General features: G+C 60.4%; 16 protein-coding genes. 5 read left to right on the forward strand and 11 right to left on the reverse strand.

Going from position 1 to position 21,707, the window contains the following annotated elements:
• Positions 1-81: 81 nt before the first annotated feature.
• The gene (locus tag AKN83_RS03360; protein ID WP_083991896.1) at positions 82-855 is read left to right on the forward strand and encodes a sensor histidine kinase; all 774 of its coding nucleotides are present in this window, start codon (positions 82-84) and stop codon (positions 853-855) included.
• 70 nt (positions 856-925) lie between these two features.
• Positions 926-1,675 carry an SDR family oxidoreductase gene (locus tag AKN83_RS03365; protein WP_050406623.1) on the forward strand — a complete coding sequence of 250 codons (750 nt, stop codon included), beginning with the start codon at positions 926-928 and terminating at the stop codon, positions 1,673-1,675.
• Between the two features lie 121 nt (positions 1,676-1,796).
• Here the strand turns inward: AKN83_RS03365 and AKN83_RS03370 are convergent, their stop codons facing one another.
• Positions 1,797-2,459 (reverse strand): response regulator transcription factor, encoded by a 663-nt coding sequence (locus AKN83_RS03370; protein ID WP_050406541.1) that lies wholly within the window; start codon positions 2,457-2,459, stop codon positions 1,797-1,799.
• Positions 2,460-2,747: 288 nt separating this feature from the next.
• Between AKN83_RS03370 and AKN83_RS03375 the strand changes: the two genes are divergently transcribed.
• Entirely contained in the window at positions 2,748-8,396 is a 5,649-nt protein-coding gene (locus AKN83_RS03375; protein ID WP_050406542.1) for an AAA family ATPase, read from the forward strand.
• A gap of 11 nt (positions 8,397-8,407) precedes the next feature.
• A complete protein-coding gene (locus tag AKN83_RS03380; protein ID WP_063695232.1) occupies positions 8,408-8,779 on the forward strand; it encodes a response regulator transcription factor in 372 nt (123 codons plus the stop codon).
• A 1,001-nt stretch (positions 8,780-9,780) separates the two neighbouring features.
• Here AKN83_RS03380 and AKN83_RS03385 read toward each other — a convergent pair.
• From AKN83_RS03385 to AKN83_RS03430, 10 genes are all read right to left on the reverse strand, one after another.
• Positions 9,781-10,569 carry an SDR family NAD(P)-dependent oxidoreductase gene (locus AKN83_RS03385; protein WP_050406543.1) on the reverse strand — a complete coding sequence of 263 codons (789 nt, stop codon included), beginning with the start codon at positions 10,567-10,569 and terminating at the stop codon, positions 9,781-9,783.
• A 25-nt stretch (positions 10,570-10,594) separates the two neighbouring features.
• Complete coding sequence (locus AKN83_RS03390; RefSeq protein ID WP_050406544.1) at positions 10,595-11,395, reverse strand: SDR family NAD(P)-dependent oxidoreductase; 801 nt, start codon at positions 11,393-11,395, stop codon at positions 10,595-10,597.
• Positions 11,392-11,952, reverse strand: a complete 561-nt coding sequence (locus AKN83_RS03395; RefSeq protein ID WP_050406545.1) for a VOC family protein — start codon at positions 11,950-11,952, stop codon at positions 11,392-11,394. The genes AKN83_RS03390 and AKN83_RS03395 overlap by 4 nt, the downstream gene beginning before the upstream one ends.
• Positions 11,949-13,643, reverse strand: coding sequence for a thiamine pyrophosphate-binding protein (locus tag AKN83_RS03400; RefSeq protein ID WP_050406546.1), 1,695 nt, complete (start codon positions 13,641-13,643; stop codon positions 11,949-11,951). Before AKN83_RS03400 ends, AKN83_RS03395 begins: the two co-directional genes overlap by 4 nt.
• Before the next feature lie 68 nt (positions 13,644-13,711).
• Positions 13,712-14,920, reverse strand: coding sequence for an ABC transporter substrate-binding protein (locus tag AKN83_RS03405; RefSeq protein WP_050406547.1), 1,209 nt, complete (start codon positions 14,918-14,920; stop codon positions 13,712-13,714).
• Between the two features lie 188 nt (positions 14,921-15,108).
• Complete coding sequence (locus tag AKN83_RS03410) at positions 15,109-15,810, reverse strand: GntR family transcriptional regulator (protein ID WP_050406548.1); 702 nt, start codon at positions 15,808-15,810, stop codon at positions 15,109-15,111.
• A 399-nt stretch (positions 15,811-16,209) separates the two neighbouring features.
• Positions 16,210-17,442, reverse strand: coding sequence for an alpha/beta fold hydrolase (locus AKN83_RS03415; RefSeq protein WP_050406549.1), 1,233 nt, complete (start codon positions 17,440-17,442; stop codon positions 16,210-16,212).
• Between the two features lie 40 nt (positions 17,443-17,482).
• A complete protein-coding gene (locus tag AKN83_RS03420; RefSeq protein WP_050406625.1) occupies positions 17,483-18,688 on the reverse strand; it encodes an ABC transporter substrate-binding protein in 1,206 nt (401 codons plus the stop codon).
• Between the two features lie 25 nt (positions 18,689-18,713).
• Positions 18,714-19,919 carry a CaiB/BaiF CoA transferase family protein gene (locus AKN83_RS03425; protein ID WP_050406550.1) on the reverse strand — a complete coding sequence of 402 codons (1,206 nt, stop codon included), beginning with the start codon at positions 19,917-19,919 and terminating at the stop codon, positions 18,714-18,716.
• Positions 19,916-20,710 carry an enoyl-CoA hydratase/isomerase family protein gene (locus AKN83_RS03430; protein ID WP_050406551.1) on the reverse strand — a complete coding sequence of 265 codons (795 nt, stop codon included), beginning with the start codon at positions 20,708-20,710 and terminating at the stop codon, positions 19,916-19,918. The genes AKN83_RS03425 and AKN83_RS03430 overlap by 4 nt, the downstream gene beginning before the upstream one ends.
• Before the next feature lie 100 nt (positions 20,711-20,810).
• Between AKN83_RS03430 and AKN83_RS03435 the strand changes: the two genes are divergently transcribed.
• Positions 20,811-21,461 (forward strand): GntR family transcriptional regulator, encoded by a 651-nt coding sequence (locus AKN83_RS03435; RefSeq protein WP_050406552.1) that lies wholly within the window; start codon positions 20,811-20,813, stop codon positions 21,459-21,461.
• Positions 21,462-21,707 lie beyond the last annotated feature (246 nt).

A 21,707-nucleotide genomic window follows, 5' to 3' on the forward strand; every position in this document is an offset into this window, starting at 1 on the left:
CGAAGGTGTCGGTGATACCTTCGGATTGGTCGATGCCGTTCGATTTCGAAAAAGAACGACGAGCGCCTCGACGATACCATCGTGCAATGGATTCCGAGCAATTCGCTCGGCAGTTATGACGCAGCACGTCGGTCGTCGTGGCAGTCTCCACGACCGATCAGCCAGAAGCCTTTCAAGGAGGCGATCTTGTCGGAGGATGCGATGTCAGGAAATTTAGAGATGGGCACCGCCAGGCAAAGCCTGGCTTTGCGGCCGAACTACGATGAGATGGTGCTCCTGCGGGAGACCAATCATCGTTTCGCCAACACTCTGATGGTCCTTGCCTTCGCTCTTCGGCGCGAGTTCGCCGGTTCGGTCTCCGCCGAGACCCGGCGCTCCTTCGAGCGTTGCGAGGCCAGGATTGCTGCGTTCGGAATGCTGCACAGGTCTCTAGTCGTCGGTGGACTCCAAGGAAAGATCTCGCTTTCCGACTACATGGAGCAATTGTGCAGGTCTCTTTCGGAGGCACTACTCAGGCCGATGGGCGTCAGGTGCGAGCTAGTCACGGAAGTCGGTGATATGCCGGCCGAACGTTGCGAGAGGCTGGGGCTGGTCATCGCCGAACTCGTGACGAATGCCGCCCGCCACGCCTTCGGCGGGCGAGACAGCGGCACTGTTCGCGTAAGTATCCTCGAAGACGGCGCCTCCCTGGTCTGCATCGTATCCGACGATGGACGGGGAATGGGTATCGCCTTGGGGGGCGCGGGCTCGCGGATTCTGGATCAGTTGGTGCACGCGATGGGCGGCGAAATGGTCGTCAGGTCCGGACCGACGGGAACATCGGTCGTCGTGACGTGCAGGTGCGTCAGAGATTGAAGGGGTAAGCGGTGGACGGCGCTCGTTCGCCGACTGCCGCAAAATGCACGAGTTTCAAAAGGAGAAGGCCATGGGAAGATTGACTGGCAAGGTTGCCGTGATAACTGGCGGCAACAGCGGCATCGGATTGGCGACCGCCAAGCAGTTTGCTCTTGAAGGAGCGCGCGTTTTCATTACTGCACGGCGCAGGAAGGAGCTCGACGAAGCGACATCGATCATCGGCAACGGGGCTCGAGGCATCCAGGCCGACATCTCGAAGCTCAGCGACCTGGACACGCTCTATGAAATCGTCGCCGCTGAAGCCGGCACCATCGACGTGTTGTTCGCCAATGCCGGCGTAGGAGACTTCGCGCCGATAGGTGCCATCACCGAACAGCACTTCGATCGCATATTCTCCATCAACGTACGGGGCACGCTGTTCACCGTTCAGAAGGCACTACCGTTCCTGCGCAATGGCGCGTCGATCATCTTGACCGGGTCGACGACCGGCACGAAGGGCACTCCTGCTTTCAGCGTGTACAGCGCCAGCAAGGCGGCCATACGGAATTTCGCGCGTACGTGGGTTCTAGATCTGGCCGACCGTGCGATCCGCGTCAACGTGCTGGTGCCTGGCGCGACGTCTACTCCCGGATTGCACGGGCTTGCGCCGTCGGACGATGTGCACACCGACATGATCAAAGGGCTGGAGGCGACGACACCGCTAAGAAGGCTCGGAGATGCCAACGAGGTTGCCTTGGCCGCCGTCTTCCTGGCTTCGGACGACAGCAGCTTTGTGACGGGCAGCGAACTGTTCGTCGACGGCGGATCCGCCCAGATCTAGCTGAGGCGGTATGTCTTCCGCCTCGGTGTCTGGAAACGCTTCGGCGCGCCGTGAGCCCTGCTGGCCGGTTCTACCCTCACGTCTCCGTCGCGAAGGCCTAAGTCGCAGGCTACGATGAAGCCTAGTTCTGCGACTTCTCTTGCCTCAGCTTGGCGCCCATGATCACGAGGTCCGCCAAGGATCGCGCTCTCATTTTCCGCATCATCTTGCCTCGGTGGGCCTTCACGGTGATCTCACTGATCCCGAGCTCGTAGCCCACTTGTTTGTTCAACAAGCCCTTGACCACCAACGCCATCACTTCCTGCTCGCGCCGACTGAGCGAGCCGTGGCGTTCATGCAATTCGCGCAATTCCGCATCGCCACCTATCGCGGAATGGCTGCGAGCGAGGGCGAGTTCGATCGCTCCGAATAGCTCTCCGTGACAGAATGGCTTGGTCAGAAACTCCATCGCGCCGGCCTTCATCGCTTTGACGGTCATGGGTACGTCGCCGTGGCCCGTGATGAAGATGATGGGAATGCTGATGCCTTGGCTTACCAGGTGATTCTGAAGCTCCAGACCACTGAGCCCCGGGAGACTGACGTCGAGCACCAGGCAGCTCGGAACAAAGACCTGTGGCCGAGAGAGAAACTCTTGTGCCGTGGCGAACGTCTCCGTTTCCCAGCCTCTGGTGCTGATCAGCTCTTCGAGAGAATCTCGAACGGATGGATCATCGTCGACAACGAAGACCTTCGATTTGGAGGGGAGCACCAAGGAGCCCGCGTCAACCGCGCTTGATGTCGTCATGTCTCTTCCCTTTGGACTTCGATTCCGCTGACGAAGCGAGCGGTCCCTAGCTCATCAGGCCACAGACCGCGTCGTCTGGCTTTCCAAAAGACACGATGTTCGACGGCCTTGCGAGCCATGATGCGTCCGATCGTCAGTGATCCGGCAAGCGGTATTATGTGCTTTCAGGGGCTCCGGAGCAACAAACATCGCGCCGAAGCAACGCCACCGATACCTTGGTGCCATAGAGCCCGCTTGGGTCTCTTGGTACTCCTTCGTAGGTCATCACTCGTCGCAGGAAGGCTCGTCATGCAGTTCCGCTGCCAGAAAGGTTGCGCCGAGTCGGTCAACGATGCGGAATCCGACGGATCGACCCCGGATGGCCTTTCCGGCCACGTACTTCAAATCATTGGAGAAGATGACGATTTTACGCTGTTGAGGGGGCGCCGGTCCTCGGATGGTCGCCAAGTTCTGGTTCGGAAGCCGCGCAGCGCCTGGCACAATCCCGGATTGATGCAGCGGCTAGAGAACGAGTTCTCCATCGCCGGCGACCTCGATGCCGCCTGGGCGGTGCGTCCCATCGACTTGGAGCGTGGCGAGGGAGGACCGGCACTCATTCTCGACGACCCCGGCGGCATGCCTCTCAAGGAACGGCTCGGCCATGCTCTCGAAATCTCGGCTTTTCTTCGGCTGTCTGTGAGCCTGGCGGAAGCGCTGCGGCAAATACACCTGGCCGGCATCATCCATAAGAACATCAATCCCGAAAACCTGCTGGTGGACGAAAGGGACATTGTTCGCGTCATGGGTTTCGGTATCGCATCGCGTTTGACGCGCGAGCGAACAGTTGTCCCCTCGATCGACGCATACGCAGGCTCGCTTGCCTACATGGCTCCGGAACAAACGGGTCGGATGAACCGGTCGATCGATATCCGGAGCGATCTGTACTCCATGGGCGTCACCCTCTACGAGATGCTCACGGGGCGCCTGCCGTTCGAGGCGGCCGACGCCGTCGAATGGATGCACTGTCATATCGCACGACAGCCCCTCCGACCTGAGGCCCACATGGATGGCGTGCCCGCCCCTGTCGGCGACGTCATCATGAAGCTCCTCGCCAAGAACGCCGAGGACCGATACCAGACCGCTTCTGGCGTTCTCGCCGACCTGCGGCGTTGCCAAGACGATTGGCAGTCCCACCAGAGGATCGATGCCTTTTCGCCCGGCGAGAATGATGGTTTGGATCGTCTTCTCATTCCCGAACGGCTCTACGGTCGGAAATCAGACCTCGATTTTCTGCTCAACGCCTTCGAGAGGGTCGCCAATGGCGGCTCGACGGAAATGATCCTGGTGTCGGGCGGTGCAGGCGTTGGTAAGTCGTCGGCCGTGAACGAGCTCAACCGAGCCATCGCTGCCCGCCGGGGATCCTTCGCGCGGGTCAAATTCGACCAATACAAGCGCGATGTTCCGTACGCCGCTCTGACGCAGGCGCTGCGGGACCTTGTCCAGGGCGCGCTGGGTGAGAACGACGACGAATTGTTACGCTGGCGGGACCGTCTGATGGAGGCTCTGGGCCATAGCGCACAATCCATCGTCAGCCTGGTCCCGCAGCTGGAGGTGATCATCGGTAGACAACCGCAAGCCTCGGAGCTGTCGCCGGACGATGCACGGCTCCGCTTCCAGACATTGATCGGCCGGTTCATCGGCGCCTTCGCGCGGTCCGATCGTCCTCTCGTCATCTTTTTCGACGATCTCCATTGGAGCGATCCGGACACCCTCGACCTGCTCAGGAATCTCTGCGAGCGTAACCAGTCGGGGCACCTGCTTCTCGTGGCTGCCTATCGGGACGATGAAGTCGGCTCCGGCCATCCCCTGAAGACGACGCTCTCAGATATCGAGGAATCCAAGGTTCCTCTGCGCCGCCTCTCTTTGACAAATCTCGCGCTCGGAGAGGTCACCGAACTGGTGGCCGGGGCATTGCGGTGCCGTCTGGACCGCGCGCGGCCGTTGGCGCAGTTGGTGCACGCGAAAACCGGAGGCAATCCCTTTTTCGTCATCCAGTTCCTCACCTCGCTGGAGCACGATGGATTGATTGTGTTCGCGACCGATAGGGCGCGCTGGACATGGGACATCGGACAGATCGCGCGGAGGAAGTTCACCGACAATGTCGTGGACCTCATGGTGGCACGTTTGAATCGGCTGCCCAGTCACGTGCAGAAGGCCTTGAAGCACTTGGCCTGCATCGGCAACGGAGCGAGTACAGCCACCCTCGCTGCTCTCTACGGTGAGACGCGCGAAGCGCTTGAGGCTGCGCTTTGGGAGGGGGTCCGCCTGGAGTTCGTGTCTGCGAGCGCCGACGAATACTCCTTTGCTCACGATCGGATCCAAGAAGCTGCCTATTCGCGGATTCCCCTAGACGAACGCGCCCATCAGCATCTCCGTACGGCGAGAGTTCTCGCCCAAACACTCTCCCCGAAGGAAGTTGACGAGCGGATCTTCGATATTGTGGAGCAGTACAATCGTTCCATACATCTCATCGAAACGCCCCACGAACGCGAGCAGGTTGTCCGCTTCAATCTTTCGGCCGGGACCCGTGCCAAAGCATCCATCGCCTATGCAGCAGCCTTGCAATACTTCGCTGCGGCAGCGCTGGCGCTTCAGGGGATCGAACCTGGGCCGCGAAACCACGGCCTGAGCTTCGAGCTCGAATTGAACCGGGCGGAATGCGAATTGCTGACGGGCGCTCACGAGGAGGCGGAGACACGATTAGACCGTCTCGCGGATTTAGCCCTGTCGACGGTCGATCGGGCGGTGGTAACTCGCTTGCGCATGACCCTGTACACCACCATCGACAGGATGGATCGCGCGATCGCCGTTGGTCTCGAATGCCTGCGCCAAGCCGGCTTGGAATGGTCTTCCCATCCTTCGGACGAGGAAGTGGACCGGGAGCTTTCGAGTATGTGGCGTCTACTCGGCGAGCGGACCATCGAGGCGATGATCGATCTCCCTCTGCTGCAAGAGCCCGAACTGCTCGCGACCATCGACGTGCTCGCGGACTTCCTCGCGCCAGCCTCCTTCACCGACAACAACCTGTTCTATCTGGCGGTCATTCGCATGACCAACCTAAGTCTTGTGCACGGCAATTGCGATGCTTCCGCTTGCGCCTACGCGCTGCTCAGCATCGTCTTGGGATTGCGCCAGGACGATTATGAAGCGGCACTGAGATTCGGCCAGCTCGGCTGCGACCTGGTGGACAAGCGCGGCTTGGATCGCTTCAAGGCCAAAGTCCATACCTTCTTCGGAGCTCTCGTGCTGCCATGGGCGCGACCTTATTCGTCTAGCCGCGAGGTGCTCCGGCGCGCCCTAGAAGAGGCTTACGCATCGGGCGACCTTACATACGCGGCCTACAGCGTCAGGAGCTTGGTGGCCAATCTGTTGGCTTCCGGGGCCTCCCTTGCGGAGGTTGAATGGGAGCTCGAAGCGGCGCTGTCGTCGATGCGAGGCGCGAAATTCGGTCTGGCGATCGACTCGCTCGTCGCACAATTGCTTCTCGTTCGTTCGCTTAGGGGCGAGCAGACGGACGTCGGCCTGTTTCCCGAGGCTGACGGGAGCGAATTCGCGTTCGCTCGGCGCCTCATGCAATCCGGCGCCCGATCTGCCGTCGGAGCGGCCAGATATCACATTTGCAAGCTGCAACAGCACTTCATGGCAGGGAAAATTCCGGAGGCGCTTGCGGCGGCGCGGAACGCCAAAGGCCTGGTCTGGTCGACCGAACATTTTCTGGAGATCGGCGAGTACCATTTCTACGCCGCCCTGGCGCTGGCCGCTGCCTGCCAGGGAGTCTCGCCGTCACTGCGTCACGATTACGTCGAGGCAATCGAGGCGCATCGGCAGCGGATCGCGAGGTGGTCGAAAGGGTGCCAGGAAAACCAAGCACACCGCGAGGCTTTGTTGGCAGCCGAACTCGCGCGCCTTCGTGGAGAAACGAGTGAGGCGATCAAGTTCTACGAGATCGCCATCCGGTCTGCTCATGAGAACGGCTTCGTTCAGAACGAGGCGATCGCCGCCGAGCTGGCCGGTAAATTCTATCGGGCATCGGGAGCCGACACCGCGGCGGAGGGATATTTGAGGAGGGCCCGGGCGGGTTACCAGCAATGGGGCGCAATGCCGAAGGTTCGGCAGCTCGAAGAGCTCGATCCGGACGCGACAAAGCGACAATCTGCCGAGGAGGCGCGATCCGGCCATACGCCGGAGCATCTTGACTTGGCGGCAATCATGAAGACATCGCTTGCGGTCTCGGGCGAGATCGTTCTCGATCGCCTGATCGAGCGCATCATGGCAATCGCCCTCGAACATGCCGGCGCCGACCGGGGGCTACTGATCCTGTCGGGCAGCGCGGATGCGCGAATCGAGGCGGAAGCTCGAGTTGTGGGCGGGGTCGTAAGGGTCGAGCTTCGGAACGAGACTTCCTCTCCAAGCGAACTTTGCCAGCCGATCCTGCGCTATGTCTTGAGGACTCAGCAGACTGTCCTGTTGGACGACGCCATGGAGGGTCAATTCGCTGCCGACGCCTACATTCGCGGCCAGCGCATTCGCGCGTTGATGTGCCTCCCTCTGACGAAGCAATCGAATCTGGTCGGGGCGCTATATCTGGAAAACCGCCTGACGACGCACGCGTTCACGCCGGAACGCACCGCGGTACTTCGAGCCTTGGCCTCGCAGGCCGCCAACGCACTCGAAAACGCCCGTTTGTATGCCGATCTGAAGATGACCCAGGATCGTCTTCAGGCATCTCACGACCAAATGCAGATGCTGGTCTCGGTGGTCGAAAACAGCAGCGACTTCATCGGCTATCTGCCGTCAAAGGGGCGTGATGGATACATCAACGCGGGCGGAAGGCGCATGGTGGGTATCGAACTGGACGCCGATGTCTCCAGGGTTCAGATCAGCGACCTGAGGCCGGCCGAAGAAGACGACAGATATTTGAGGGAGATCCTCCCGGCTCTGGAGCGAGACGGCCGGTGGACCGGAGAACGGAATCTGAGACATTTTAAGACGAATGCGCCGATTCCCGTCCTGCAGAATCTTTTCTATATCGTCGACAGTACGACCGGAGAAAGACGAGGCACGGCATCGATCTGCAAGGATCTGACGGAGCAGCGGCGGACGGATGAAGCCTTGCGGAAGGCGCAGGCGGATCTGGAGAATATCGCCCGCCGCATGACGATGGGCGAATTCGCGGCCTCCGTCGCGCACGAGCTCAATCAGCCCTTGATGGCGATCGTCGCGAGCGGCGAAACCTGCCTGCTTCGCCTCGAGAAAAGCCCGCCCGAAGTCGAAAAGGCGCGAGCAGCCGCGCAACGCGTCGTCCGAGATGGCCATCGGGCAAGCGAGGTGATCAAGAGCATTCGCGCGCTACTCAAGAATGCCCCCTCTGAAAACCTGGAGTTCGACCCTGACCGAGCCGTCCGCGAGGTCATCGACCTGACGCAGGGGAGAATCCGCAAGGAAGGCATAATTCTCGATGTCGACCTTCGGGGAGCCGTTGGCGTCGTCGGCGATCGCGGCCAGTTCCAGCAGGTCGTGCTCAATCTTGTCGCGAATGCGATTGACGCGATGGTCGATGTCACCGGCAGAGCCAGATTGCTACGGATCGAGACGCGGGATGTCGCGGGAAATCTGATGGTCGGCGTGGAAGACACGGGACGGGGCCTCGACCCGGTCAGTTCGGCCAAAATTTTTGACGCCTTCTTCACCACCAAGCCGGACGGCATGGGTATGGGCTTGGCGATCTGCAGATCGATCGTCGAGATACATGGCGGACGTTTGTGGGCCGAGCCGAGGCACTCCGGCGGCACCAGGTTCATCTTCCAGATCCCAATCCTAGCTGGTGTCGCGCCTATCAGTTCTCTCGACCAGACCATCGTTGAAGGCGGCTTGCCCGGTGGCATGCCAAAGTTTTGAAGGAAACGCTCGTGACCAAGCCAACTTTGATCTCGTGCGTGGATGACGACCCGACGGTTTTGGAGGCATTGCAGGATTTGCTCGACGCTTCGGGTTTTGCGGTGGAAGGATTCCCCTCTGCTGAAGAGTTCCTTTCTCGCGGACGACTAGATGCGACGACTTGTGTAATCACCGACGTTAGGTTGGGCGGGATATCAGGCCTAGAGTTGCAAAGCCGCCTAGCGGCGACCGGCTCGAGGATTCCGGTCATCGTCATCTCGGCGTTCGCTGACGATCAAGTTCGCGCACGAGCGATCAAAGGGGGGGCCGTTTGTGTTCTTGGCAAGCCGGTCAGCCGGGAAAGTCTCATGGATTGCATCCGCCTCGCTCAGCATTGCAAGTGACGCACATCAGCCGGAGGCGGGGATTCTCTAAGACACGTTTATGGGCTGCCGCCGATCTCAAGGGTGATGACCTCGTTGGTGTCATCCTCACCCTTCTGCGGAGCTTCTTGGCGCTTAAGCCATTCGCCCTTGCGGCGTTTCTTGGGCCAAAAGATGCTGGCGGTGGAGCGGGGCGGCACGAACCTTCTTCTTCATGATCATCTCTAAGCGCACTGGCTCTTTCAGGCGATCTCCATTCTTGTACTCGACGATTTTGGGCCTGTGCGCCTGTGCTCCTTCGTATTCGAGCCCTATGGCGCGCTGGCGCAGTCGTCGGCGACCTGCACATCCTCCTTATACTTATGGGTGTAACGGTTTTGGCCAACTCTGCATCCGAACCTGCCTGGCCCCTTTATACGATCGAGCGCGCTGCGATACTCCATCAGTAAAGACGCATTGGATTTCGATCGTCTGCTGCGATAAACCAAAACACATCGATCGGAATTCTCAATGCGAAGGAGGCGATGCAAGTCAACTTACCTACGCAAAACTGCGCGATGTCAGCCGGCCGCACTACTCCCACTCAATCATTTCGAACGACGTCTCGTCGTTGATTTGCAAGCACAAATCTTCAAATCTGACGGACAAATGCCGACGGTATACCCGCCGCAAAGTTTTGGTCTTGAATTCACAGGAAAATTTGGCTGGCTTTGAGAGGTTGTACCTTCAGCAAGTATCGGAATCAATCGGGGCATTAGACGGGCTTCAAACTCGGAACGGCCTGCTATTGTGCTCTCCTCGACTTGCAGCAGATGCCGTCATCTGGCAATCGGACGGGCCTCAGGTTTGCGTCAACAGCGTCCACTCCTAACAACTCAGCAGCGCACGCTCCGGAGCATGTATGGAGTCGAATGCCGAAAACGTTCTGTCTATGCCATGGTGCGCTTTCCGAAGGGACTCGCCGGCCAAAGCAGCGCCTATGCCGAGTACGTCTGAACGGCACTAGGTTGTGATTTGTTTGATCAGGCTTGAGTTCCGCCATCGACCGGGATGATTGCCCCGGTCATGTAACTCGAGGCCGGCGAAGCCAGGAGCAGCGCGAGACCCTTGATTTCGCCGAGCTCAGCGAGCCGCCCGAGCGGCACAGTGCTCGCAAACAAGGCCGCCCCTTCCGCCGTGTGCATCCGGCCGTTGCCGATATTGGTCTTGAACGGTCCCGGCGCGATCGCATTCACTCGCACATTGTGCGGTCCAAGTTCGAGCGCCGCCGCGCGCACCACCTGCGCAATGCCGGCCTTGGCGGCATGGTAGCCGTAGCTCGGCGCTGCGGAGGCGCGAAGCGCGGCGACGGACGATGTCACCACGATCGATCCGCTTCGCCGCGGCTTCATGTGCTTCGCCGCGGCTTGCATGGTGTGAAATGCGCCATCGAGATTGACGCGCAGGCAGTTGTTCCAGAGCTCAAGGGAAGCCGTTTCTAGCACGCCGTCCGGCTTGCCGAAGCCGGGCCCGCCGCTGATTCCGGCGTTCGCGAACACACAGTCCAGCCTGCCGTACTTCGCGACACAATCGTCGATGGCGGCTGCGACCTCCCCGCCCTGGCGCACATCGACCACAACCGTGTCGACGCCCGCGCCCGCAGGCCGCACGCTGTTTGCGGCCCCGACAAGCCGATCTCCGTCGACGTCGATCATGACGACACGGGCCCCGTTGGCCGCGACAACCTGGGACGTCGCCAGACCGATCCCGGACGCAGCCCCCGTGACCACGACCACATGGCCGGTCAGATCGAACAGTGCATTTGCCTTCATTGATCTTGCGTCTCCACAGGAGGCGTCAATCGGCGCGGCCGAGCAGCGAGCCGCCGTCGATCACGATGTGCGTTCCGGTGATGTAGCTCGATGCCGGAGACGCCAGGAACAGCGCAAGTCCCTGGATCTCCTCGGGCCGGCCCACGCGATGCATGGGGCTTCCCGCCTCGAAGCGTTTCTGCAGCTCCGGCGTCGTGAGCTCGGTCAGGAACGGGCCCGGCAGGATCGCATTGACGAGAATGTTGTATCGCGCCAGCTCGAGCGCCGATTGCTTGGCCAGGTGCGCGACGCCCGCCTTCGAGATTTGATAGGGCATGCCGACGATGGCTCCCGGCCGAACGCCCGCGATCGAGGCCGTCAGAATGATGCGCCCGCCATTCTGCCGCTTCATGTAAGGCGCAGCCGCCTTGATCGTTGCGAACATCGACGTCAGATTGGTGTCGATGACCTTGTCCCAGAGGGCGTCGGGGATCGCTTCGATCGCGCCCTTCGGGTCCCGTTCGCCGGACATCGAAAGGAAGCCAGGGCCCGCATCGATGCCGGCATTGGCGAAGACCACATCCAGTCGGCCGCGCTTCTCGACCATTTGGTGGACGGCCGATGCGATCGCGGCGCGATCGGTGACGTCGACCGCGTTGCCGTCGACATCGCCCCGCGCGCTCAACTCGGAAACCGTTCGGTTCAGCGTTTCCCGATCACGATCGAACAGCGTGACGCGCGCGCCGTTGTCCACCATGGCTTCGGCGAACGCACGGCCAAGGCCCTTGGCCCCGCCGGTGATCGCCACGGACAGCCCCGCAACGTCGAAGAGCTCCTGCGACTTCATTTCGAGATTCCCGTCTTTAACGGCCAATGCCGGATCGGATCCGTGCCGTCCCAATCCTGTGCCGCGGCGAAGTAGCCGTGATAGATTCCTTCAAGCGCCTCCGGGGTCTCAATAATCTCCAACATCCCCGGCAGGTCTCGTCGCGTATCAACGTAGACGATCCGCACACCACGCGGGGAAATGTCGGAGAAGACGACGGGATAGCCGGCCGCTTCATAGCGCGCGACGTCCGAATCGAAATCCTTGGAGCAAATTGCCCAGTGGTGAAAGCCGTGTCCCTTCGCCTTGATGGTCTCCTGATAGACTGAGGGCTTGGTGTCGTGCTGCTCGATCAGCTCAACCATCATGTGACCGGTGAACGCGACGGCGAGTGTGAGGCTCATGTCGGTTGGTTCGCCACGGTAGAGGCCCTTGGCGGGGACAAAAGGCCCGCTCACGAACCAAGGTCCGATATTGAGCGCCTCGACGTAGTGCTGCATCGCGGCGCCGATGTTCTCGACCGTGTACGCGGCCTGAACAATCCCGCCGACGGGCTGACCGAAGGAAAGTCCCTTCATCGTGCAAAGAACTCCGTGCTGCCTTTGAGCCGCTCCTTGGCGACTACGAAATCGAGAACGGCCGGCTTGCCCTCAGCGTTGGCCGTCATTGCGCGCTGCAAGGCCCCTTCGATGCCGTTCGGATCGGTGATGCGCTCGCCATGACAGCCCGACGCCCTGGCGAGGCCGGCATAGTCGAGATCGAGCATGAAATCGGTGGCGATGAAGCGCTGGTTGAACGCCTGGACCTGGATGTCGCGGATCGAGCCCAGCGCACGATCGTTGAAGATGCACCAGGTGACGCCGAGCTTCAGCTCGGCGGCGACCGGCAGGATGTTCATCACCATCTGGAATGAGCCATCGCCAACGAAGCAGACCGCCGGCCGGTCCGGATAGACCAAGCGCGCTACGGGGAACGCCGAGGCCGAGAAACCCATGCCGTAGAAGCTCGACGGCACGATCGTTGCTCGCGGTTCGTAGATCTTGAAATAGGGATAGGCTCCGCCCATGCCCTGCGCGAGGACGCCGACGTCGATCGCAACCGTGGCGTCGCGCGGGAACGCCCGCCGGATCCTGTTGAAAATCCGGATCGGATGGATCGGCTGCATGTCGGAGCCGGCCATAACCTCGATTTCAGTCTCAAGTTGCGCGCGACGTCGCGACAGCTCATCGAGCCACACTTTCGTCTCTGCTCCCGGGCTGGACTTGGCGGGCCCCATCTCAGCGATCAAGTCCTGCAGCACCAGCCGGGCGTCGCCCGTGATGCCGATTGCGGCGACGATCGAGCGGCCGATCTCATTCGGATCGATATCGATCTGGATGTATGTGGCGGATGGCGCCGGTAGATAGTCCGGCTTCCAGTTGGTCTCCTGCTGCTCAAAGCGCGCGCCGACGCCGATGACGACGTCCGCGTTCGGAAGCAGGTATTTGGTCACGTCTTGACGGTGGTGGCCGATGCCGCCGGCGGCCAATGGATGGTCGTCCGGAAGAATGCCACGACCGGCCAGCGTGGTGATCACGGGGCTTCCGAGCGCTTCGGCAAGCTGTCGAAGTTCCGCCCAGGCACCAGCCGCGATCGCGCCGCCCCCGGCAACGATCAGCGGCCTCCGCGCGGCAAGCAGGGCGGCGGCCGCGGCCTTGATGCGCTCGTTGTCGCCTCTGACGGCGGCAGGCTTGCCGACCGGGCGATACTCGGCAAGTTCGATCTGCGCGGCGAGAACGTCCTGCGGGATATCGACCAGCACCGGCCCCGGCTTTCCGGAACGCGCGATCGTGAATGCCTGACGGAGGCTCTCGACAATCAGATCTGGCCGATCGACCCGAATGCCCCACTTCGTGATGGCGGCGAAGATCTTGACCTGATCGATCTCCTGGCTCGCGCCCCGGTGCGCGTTGCGGGTCGCGCCACGACCCGCGATGATGATCATCGGCAACGCGCCCACGAAGGCTTCCGCAACGCTCGTTACCAGGTTCGTCGCGCCCGGCCCGGCGGTGACGCAACATACGCCCGGCTCGCCGGTGAGTTGCGCGTATCCGGCAGCCATGCTCGCGGCATGCTGCTCGTGGCGCACGAGGATATGGGATATCTGCTGCTGGGCGTAGAGCGCGTCATAGATGCCGATGGTATGACCACCGGGCATGCCGAACACGAACTTGACTCTCTCGGCCTTGAGGACATCCACGACCGCCTGGCCGGCACTCATCATCGTCATGCATTCATTCCAGTTCTTGGTCCCCTCACCGGAAACACGGCGCGAGGCTTCGAGACGCGTCGATCGCTTTATTGCTTGCCCGAGGCCGCGCTCACCAAAGGACAGCCTCCTTGATCAAGCGGACGGAACGCCTGCTCTCCCGGCACCGTGGTGACCACGTTGTAAATGTCCCATTTGCTCTTGGATTCAGCAGGCTTTTTAACCTGCAACAGATAGAGGTTGCGCATCACACGTCCATCGAGGCGCACCTTGCCATCCTTGGTCGCGAAGTCGTTGACGGGAATCTCGCGCATCTTCGCCGCAACCGCGTCGGCGTCGCGCGTCCCGGCAGCCTTCACCGCCTTGAGGTAATGGAAGACGGCGCTGTATGCCATGGCCGGATCCCAGTCCGGTGGGTGGCCGATCTTCTCCTCGAAACGCTTCGACCAAGCGCGCGTTTCGTCATTGAGATCCCAGTAGAACGGATTTGCCAGCAGCAGCCCCTGCGCCGCCTTCAAGGTGATGCTCTGGACATGCTCGAGAAACAGCACATAGGCCGCGAAGGTGGCGCCATTGGACGTGAGACCGAATTCGACGGCCTGCTTGATCGAATTCACCGTGTCGTCGGACGAATTCGCAAGTCCGATCACATTCGGATTGGTCGGCTGCGCCTGCAACAGGAAGGACGAGAAGTCCGCCGTGTTCAGCGGCGCATAGACTGCGCCCAGCACTTTGCCGCCATTCGCCTCGATCACCGCGCTGGTATCGCGAACAAGCGCTCGACCAAAGACGTAGTCGGCGCCAAGAAAGAACCAGCGATTGCCGCCTCGCTTGAGCACCGCCGTACCCATCACATTTGCGAGCGAATAAGTGTCGACGGCCCATTGCGTCGTATAGGCGTCGCACTTCGGGCCAGTAACGTCCGAGCTCAGCGCACCGACGAAGAGCGAGATCTTCTTCTTGTCCTTGGCCAGGGACTGCACCGCGAAGGCCACCGCCGAATTCGGCACGTCGACTATCGCGTCCACTCCTTCCACTTCGTACCACCTCCGCGCAATGGTCGATCCCACGTCAGGCTTGTTCTGGTGGTCGGCGAAGACAAGCTCGACCTTCTTGCCGAGCACCGGGCCCGTGTCTTCGATGGCCATCCGCACCGCCTCGACGGTCTCGCGCCCGCCGGCAACGGCGTAGACGGAGGACATGTCGTTCATGACGCCGATCTTTATGGGGACCTCGTCCGCATACGCGGCGGCTGCGCAAAATAGCGCCGAGCCCAGCAACAAAGCATGTGCTCTCATAGACTTTCCCTCCCTCAACCGGCGGCGGCGAAGCTCGACTTCGCTCATTTTGTCATTTGTGATAACAAATCACAAATCTCATGACAAGCCATCAGCGCGAAATTTGTTGGCTTCTGCCGCTCGGTCGCGCGCATCCATTCCCGCGTTCGATGAACGCCGGCGCTCGCTGCAAAGTGAGATCAGAGCTTTCAGTCCGCGGGCTGCTTGTCCTGAATGAGGGAAGCGATGACGCGATCTCCACCCTTCATGAGATCCTCGGTGAGCGCCGCCCGCGCCGCTTTGGCATCGCCGGAGTTCAGGGCCGTGATGATGCGGTGGTGCCCTCGGGCACCTTCCGATGTGAGATTGATCGGGATTTGGTTGAATACAGGACCGATTTGAAGCCAGAGCGACTCGATCATCGAGAGCAACAACGGGCTCTTGGCCGCTTCATAGATGGTGAAGTGGAATTCCTGATTAAGCGCCCAAAACTGCCGCTGCTTGTTCGTGCCCAGCGACTTGATCTTCTCATGGACTCGCTTGAGTTCGGCAATGCCATCAGTGCCGATGTGCCCGCAGGCCAGCGCGGCTGCTTCGCCTTCCAGGAGAATACGCACGCGGCGGATCTCCAGGAATTCGTCGATCGTTATTTCGGGCACGATCACCCTATGATTGGGCAGCATTTTCAGCGCGCGCTCGACCACCAAGCGGCCGATGGCATCGCGAACAGGCATGAGGCTGACGTGCAGGCTTTGCGCCAAGGTCCGAAGCTTCATCTCGGCTCCAGGAACGAAGCCGCCCGACATGATCATCGTCCGTAGCTCGCGGTAGACCCGATCGTTCAGCGTCTCCCGCTCGACCGCGCGTATCGAGCTCTCGAAATTGGTTTTATCGCCCCCCTTGGATATCAACCGAACTGCCCCTCTTCGCCGATCTGCCGAATACTCATCTTAGCAAGAGACCCCTGCTAAACAAAATGGGGGGGGGCCATGGCTGTCCAATCGGGAGCCCTCGCCTACGATCATCTCCACATCCGTCGTTGAGGCACGTGGAGGCCATCTGCGCCGAAAACAGTTCGTCTTTGGGCGGCGCACGGTTTCGCTTCAAGCTACCAGCGATCGCGCGTGTCAAATCGGCGCCATGTTAGCAACTGGTCACCGGACGAGAGTGGCTGGACTTCCGATCAGCGCTTGCGACTTCCCGCCGTACCCTGCAATCGACGTGAATGAATGTTTTCGAGTTTGCTCGCAAAAAGAATATTGGACTAAACTGGTATCGCGGTAGCGCACCCTTGAAAAATCTTCCCCATGTTAAGGCTTGCAATTGCCTTCTTTCGGCTTCCCGTCGAATAGGTCGCGGGTCCAAGACAGCAGCTCCGGCGCAAGAGGGGAGTCCGCACCCACAAGCGAAAGGTGACTGCGACCTGCGTAGGTTCGAAAGCCAATTTTCTGGCCGGCCGAACAACGAGCGGTCACATATCGCTTCTGAACCTCGGGTAAGACGAGGTCATCCACTTCACCTTGCGCGATTAGCACGGGCGCCGGAATGATCCCCGTAGGTGTGTTCTCGCCGAGCCGATTTCCTAATGAACCCGTAGTTGGGTCGCGGGAAAAAATCCCCTCCGACGGAAACAGATTGGTTTCTAGCACCGAGAACAGAGCTCCGTATCCGCCGACACACCGTGAGGCAATATCGCTGGCGATGAGACGAGAAACACCACGAGCATAGTCACCGACTTGGACATCCGGATAAGCTTGTGAGTAGCTGCGCAAGATGAGGGCCGAGATAATCTTGCCGAACCTTCCACCTTTGGAGGCGGAAACAAGCCCCTTGAGATCACTTGCCGGTGCAAGAGCAGCAACACCGAGCAGCTTCAACTCCGGAGCATATTCTGTAACGCGCATTCCTGCCCAAAGTGCGGAATTTCCACCTTGTGAATGTCCCCAGACCACCAGTCGGTCGCCGAGGTTCGCGTCCCTCATTTGCCGCGCAGCACGCACAGCATCGAGAACGGCATTGGCGGCATCTTCGCCGACCAGGTAGGTGTGACCACCATCGGTGCCTAGACCGGGATAGTCGGCTCCTATGTAAGCCCATCCTTCACGCACCAGAGCATCGATACTGGGCAGATTATCGAAGGGTTTTTCCATCACTGACGGCGCACAGCCCGAAACGACGCCGGTCGTACCATGAGCCCACGCGATGATAGGTCTCGGCGATTGCGCATTTTGCTTCGCAACGACGATAACTGCGCTTGCAACGACGGGCTTGCCCACACGTGTCGTCACATAAAGTATGCGCCATCCCTGCGCTCCCTCCGGAACGGCCTTGCTGAATGGCTCGCTCTTCAGAAGGGTGCCAACGCGGGCGTCTTGAGGCAGCTGGTGGCTGTAAAACGCATCCGGTGTTGCCGGTCGGCAAGCAATCCAGACCGCAGCCGTAACAATCATGAGCATGACGACCAACATGATGATGACGCCGGTAAGCCGTGAGATCAAACCCCTCGGTTGGGCCGTTTCAGCTACCATGATCTCCTCCTTCATCCGTCATCTCGTTCTTGCTGAACGTCGCCCAGATCTTTGATTACCTCATGTTCTCCGCATCCGGCCCAAACCGCTCCCACTTTTCTCCGTCGAACCGAATGAGTTGCTCCTGCTTGATCGGCGCGAAGTCCGTCGGTGACGTGTTGATCGTTATTCCCGGAAGAAGCATGTCGAGCTTCAGATCCTTGAGGCTGGCCGCTTGCTTCATCACGTTCTCTCGCGTGAGATCGTCGCCGCACATCTTGAGCACCTCCGCCAGGGTCTGCGCGACCGAATATCCATAGACCGTGTTGGAATCGGCTTTGTCCGTTCCGGGCATGTATTCGTTCATGAACGTAAGCCAGTGCCGGTAGCCCTCGTCTCCGCTCCAGGCCGGGTCGAGCGGATCCTTCAAATAGGCGGTCGAGATCACGCCCTTGGCGTTCTCGAGCCCGGCAGGCTTCAAGACAGCGGCCACCGACGTGGAGATGTTGTTCAGGATATGCAGCGGCCGCCATTGCAGTTCACCCGTCTTACGAATGGCCTGCGCGGCAAATTTCGGCGACGTCACGTCGAAGAAAACGTTCGCGCCGGATGCCTTCAATTGCGACATCTGCGGGTCGATAGTCGGGTCCGTGATCTCATAGGACAATCTGGTTGTGGGCTCGAATTTGCCGCCTAGCCCCGCGACGAAGCCCTTGACGTAATCCCGTCCGGAGTCGTCGTTCTGCCAAAGTATCCCAATCTTTGCATCGGAAAGCGTTTGAGCGACATACCGACCATAAATCCGTCCTTCGGTTTGGTAGCTTGGCTGCCAGCCCATCGTCCAGGGAAAGTGCGCCGGGTCGTTCCATCGCTCCGCACCACTGGCCACGAACAATTGCGGCACCTTCTTGCCATTGAGGTACTTCTGCACAGCGGCATTGTGTGCGGTGCCGAGGATGTTGAAGGTCAGCAGAACTTCATCGCTCTCCACCAGCTTGCGGACTTGCTCGACGGCTTTCGGCGGACTGTAGGCATGATCGTACGAGATGAAGTTGATCTTTCGACCGTTGATGCCTCCGGTCTTGTTGATCATCTCGAAGTACGCCGCCTCGACTTTCCCAATCACGGAATAAGCCGATCCCGGCCCGCTATAGGGCATCAAATTGCCGACCTTGATTTCGGTATCGCTCGCGCCGGGATCATATTGCTTCTGCGCGGACGCGGCCGAAGAAAGCAAAGCGACGCTCAAGGCGACGAACGTCAAGGAGCAGGCGTATCTCATTGTCAAATCCTCTTCGCGGAGCCGATCAGACGAGTCCGAGTTCTTGCAGGAGAGCGTTGCGATCGGCATCGAGCTCTGGCGCAGGCCGATAGTTTGCGAATTGTTCGCCGGCGAACCGGATGGGACAGGCAGCGGTTTTCAACACCATGCCCCCGGGAGCCTCCAACGGGACGAACATGTCGCGCGCATTGAGCTGCGGATCACGCAGTACGGCGGCGATGTCATTCATCGGTCCGCAGGGAATTCCGGCTTGTGTCAGGATGGGGAGCCATTCCTCGGCGGTTCTAGCTGCCAGCGCCTCTACGATCCGCGCGGCGAGAACACGATGATGTTCGCATCGGGACGAATTGGAGAGGAATCGCGGATCGGCTTTGACGTCCCGCATCTGCAGCACATCGCAAAGATCTCTGAACTTCCGGTCGTTGCCGGCGGCGATGATGAGATGCCCGACCTTGCTCTTGAAGACGCCAAATGGCGTGATAGAGGGGTGCCTGGAGCCGATGGGCTCAGGAACGACTTGCTCGACTTGATAGCGGACAAGGGCATTCTCGAGCAGAGAGATCTGCGTATCGAGCATGGAAATATCGACGTGCTTACCGCGACCGGTGCGGGCGCGCTCGATCAACGCCGCCTGAACTCCGATCACCGCATGGGTGCCCGCGGCGATGTCGCCGATCGATACTCCGACGCGCGTCGGCGGGCCTCCCTCCTCGCCCGTCAAGCTCATGACACCGCCCATGGCCTGCACGACCATGTCGTAAGCCGGCAGTTCGCGGTAGGGCCCCGTCTGACCAAAGCCTGATATCGACGCCAGGATCAGCCGGGGAAAGCGCGAGCTGAGCGCCTCCCAGCCGTAGCCAAAACGGTCCATGGTACCAGGCGTAAAATTTTCCGCGAGGACATCGGCGTCCAGCAATAGTCGCTCGAATATCGCGCGGTCGGCAGCATCCTTGAGGTTCAGTGCGATCGATTCCTTGCTTCGATTGATCGAGAAGAAATAGCCCGAGCTTGGCAAGCCATCGGCGTTCGAGATGAAGGGGCCGATGTGCCGCGCGTCGTCACCGATGCCCGGCATCTCGACCTTTATGACCCGCGCGCCCAGATCCGCGAGCATCATGGTGCAATAAGGTCCCGCCAACACGCGGGTGAGATCGATCACGATCAACCCAGCGAGTGGCCCCTTTGACCGCGGCTTCAGCGCGGACGCCGGTGGTGAGTGAGGTCCGATCATCGGCCGTCCAGGTCGGCGCCGAAGCGCGGGGGGCGCTTTTCGGCGAATGCCGCGCTACCCTCGCGCAGCTCGGCGCCCACGAGACTCTCACGGTAACGCTGATCGGCAGCAGCAGGATCGAACGCGTTGCGGGCAATCTCGTTGATGGCCCGTTTCATGCCACGCATGGCGACCGGCGCATTGGCGGCGAGAACAGCGGCGAGCTCCTTCACGCGCGCATTGAGGCTGGCCGCAGGAACGGCTTCATCCAGATAGCCGATGCGCAGCATCTCGGCCGCGTCCAGTTTCAGGCCCGTGAGGAACAGCTTCTTTGTCGCCGCTACACCGAGCCGCGACGCAAACCGCATCAGACCGCTGCTGTAATAGTGAAGCCCGAGGCGCGAGGCCGGCATGAACATCTCGCAACTATCTACGCCGATCCTGAAATCGCAGGCGAGCGCAAGATCGGTCGCGCCGCCATAGACTCCGCCGTTCAGCCTGCAGATGGTTGGTATCGCCAGACTTTCGAGCTGATCGACGACGTTCGCAAAACCTGAAGCTTGAACATCTTCCTTGGACGAGTTTCGCGCAGCGATGTCTCCGAGGTCGTATCCGGCGCTGAACGCGCGTCCTTCGCCGGTCAGGATGAGAACTCTCGAACCTGCCTTCTCAATGCTGGCGAAGTGGCCCGACAACACGGCGAGATCGGCTGCGGTGATCTTGTTCATCTGCCGCGGCCGATCGAGCTGGATCGTCGCGATCGGCCCATCGGTCTTCAGCAAAGGGGCGCCGCTCAATTCCACGGAAGTCATCGGCGTTTCCTGTTGTCCTTGTTCCGTGCTCGGATTATATGTATTTTTTTAGAAGGTCTACGTATACATAAAGGCACAAGCGTATACATAAGGGCAGCCAATGCGGGTTCGTGTCTCCGATGAGCTTTGTCGACGGATCGAAAGCGATATCGCTGAGGGACGGCTGCTCCCCGGCGACAAGCTGGACGAGCAGAGCCTCGCCAGACGCTTTTCTGTCTCGCGCACGCCAGCGCGGGAAGCGCTGCTTCGCTTGGCCAATGAGGGTCTCGTTAAGTTCAGGTCGCGCCAAGGCGCGACCATCGCGAGCATGACGCCTCAGCGGGCGATCGGCATGGTGGAAATTCTCACTGCGCTCGAAGCAGAGGCTGCAGGTCTCGCGGCGCGCCGAATGACTGTCGCCGAACGAACCGACCTGCGTGAGATACACGAGCAGTGCGCACAAGCCGTGCACTCCGGCAATACGGCGCGCTACGTCGAACTCAACACCGCATTTCACCAAGCCATCTACGCTGGCGCGCGCAACACGCCCCTGGCCGATCTCGTGACTGAAACCCGCCTTCGCATGCGGTTCTTCCGGCATCAGAGCTTGTCGCGACCGGCCCGCCTCGCGGCATCATTCGGCGAGCACGCTCTGATCGTCCGGGCGATTGAAACAGGGAGCGAAAGCGAAGCACAGCAATCGATGCGCGCTCACATCATCGTCGGCGGCAACCTCTTTGCCGACATGGTCGCTTCCATCAAGTCCGAGTGACGGTTCGACTCACAGCGTAGCCGTGTACACCTGAGCCGCCCCTTAGAAAAAGAGCGATAATTTGCTGCACCGAGAGCCTTAAGCGCTCGGCCCTTCTGCACGATCGAGCGCGCTGCGATACTACGTCAGTGACGCCGCGATGGGATTTCGGACTTCCGCTACGATAAACCAAGCGCAACACACCGATCAGAATTCTCAACGTGAAGGAGGCGAGAAAACAGTTGGCTAAACTACCCTAAACTGCGC

Origin of the sequence: Bradyrhizobium embrapense, assembly GCF_001189235.2 — a bacterium.
Lineage (GTDB): Bacteria > Pseudomonadota > Alphaproteobacteria > Rhizobiales > Xanthobacteraceae > Bradyrhizobium > Bradyrhizobium embrapense.

Excerpts from the sequence above, each read along its gene's own strand:
- AKN83_RS03365 (WP_050406623.1), top strand. The coding sequence starts at position 926 with ATGGGAAGATTGACTGGCAAGGTTGCCGTGATAACTGGCGGCAACAGC.
- AKN83_RS03370 (WP_050406541.1), bottom strand. The coding sequence starts at position 2,459 with ATGACGACATCAAGCGCGGTTGACGCGGGCTCCTTGGTGCTCCCCTCC.
- AKN83_RS03375 (WP_050406542.1), top strand. The coding sequence starts at position 2,748 with ATGCAGTTCCGCTGCCAGAAAGGTTGCGCCGAGTCGGTCAACGATGCG.
- AKN83_RS03385 (WP_050406543.1), bottom strand. The coding sequence starts at position 10,569 with ATGAAGGCAAATGCACTGTTCGATCTGACCGGCCATGTGGTCGTGGTC.
- AKN83_RS03390 (WP_050406544.1), bottom strand. The coding sequence starts at position 11,395 with ATGAAGTCGCAGGAGCTCTTCGACGTTGCGGGGCTGTCCGTGGCGATC.
- AKN83_RS03395 (WP_050406545.1), bottom strand. The coding sequence starts at position 11,952 with ATGAAGGGACTTTCCTTCGGTCAGCCCGTCGGCGGGATTGTTCAGGCC.
- AKN83_RS03400 (WP_050406546.1), bottom strand. The coding sequence starts at position 13,643 with ATGACGATGATGAGTGCCGGCCAGGCGGTCGTGGATGTCCTCAAGGCC.
- AKN83_RS03405 (WP_050406547.1), bottom strand. The coding sequence starts at position 14,920 with ATGAGAGCACATGCTTTGTTGCTGGGCTCGGCGCTATTTTGCGCAGCC.
- AKN83_RS03415 (WP_050406549.1), bottom strand. The coding sequence starts at position 17,442 with ATGAAGGAGGAGATCATGGTAGCTGAAACGGCCCAACCGAGGGGTTTG.
- AKN83_RS03420 (WP_050406625.1), bottom strand. The coding sequence starts at position 18,688 with ATGAGATACGCCTGCTCCTTGACGTTCGTCGCCTTGAGCGTCGCTTTG.
- AKN83_RS03425 (WP_050406550.1), bottom strand. The coding sequence starts at position 19,919 with ATGATCGGACCTCACTCACCACCGGCGTCCGCGCTGAAGCCGCGGTCA.
- AKN83_RS03430 (WP_050406551.1), bottom strand. The coding sequence starts at position 20,710 with ATGACTTCCGTGGAATTGAGCGGCGCCCCTTTGCTGAAGACCGATGGG.
- AKN83_RS03435 (WP_050406552.1), top strand. The coding sequence starts at position 20,811 with ATGCGGGTTCGTGTCTCCGATGAGCTTTGTCGACGGATCGAAAGCGAT.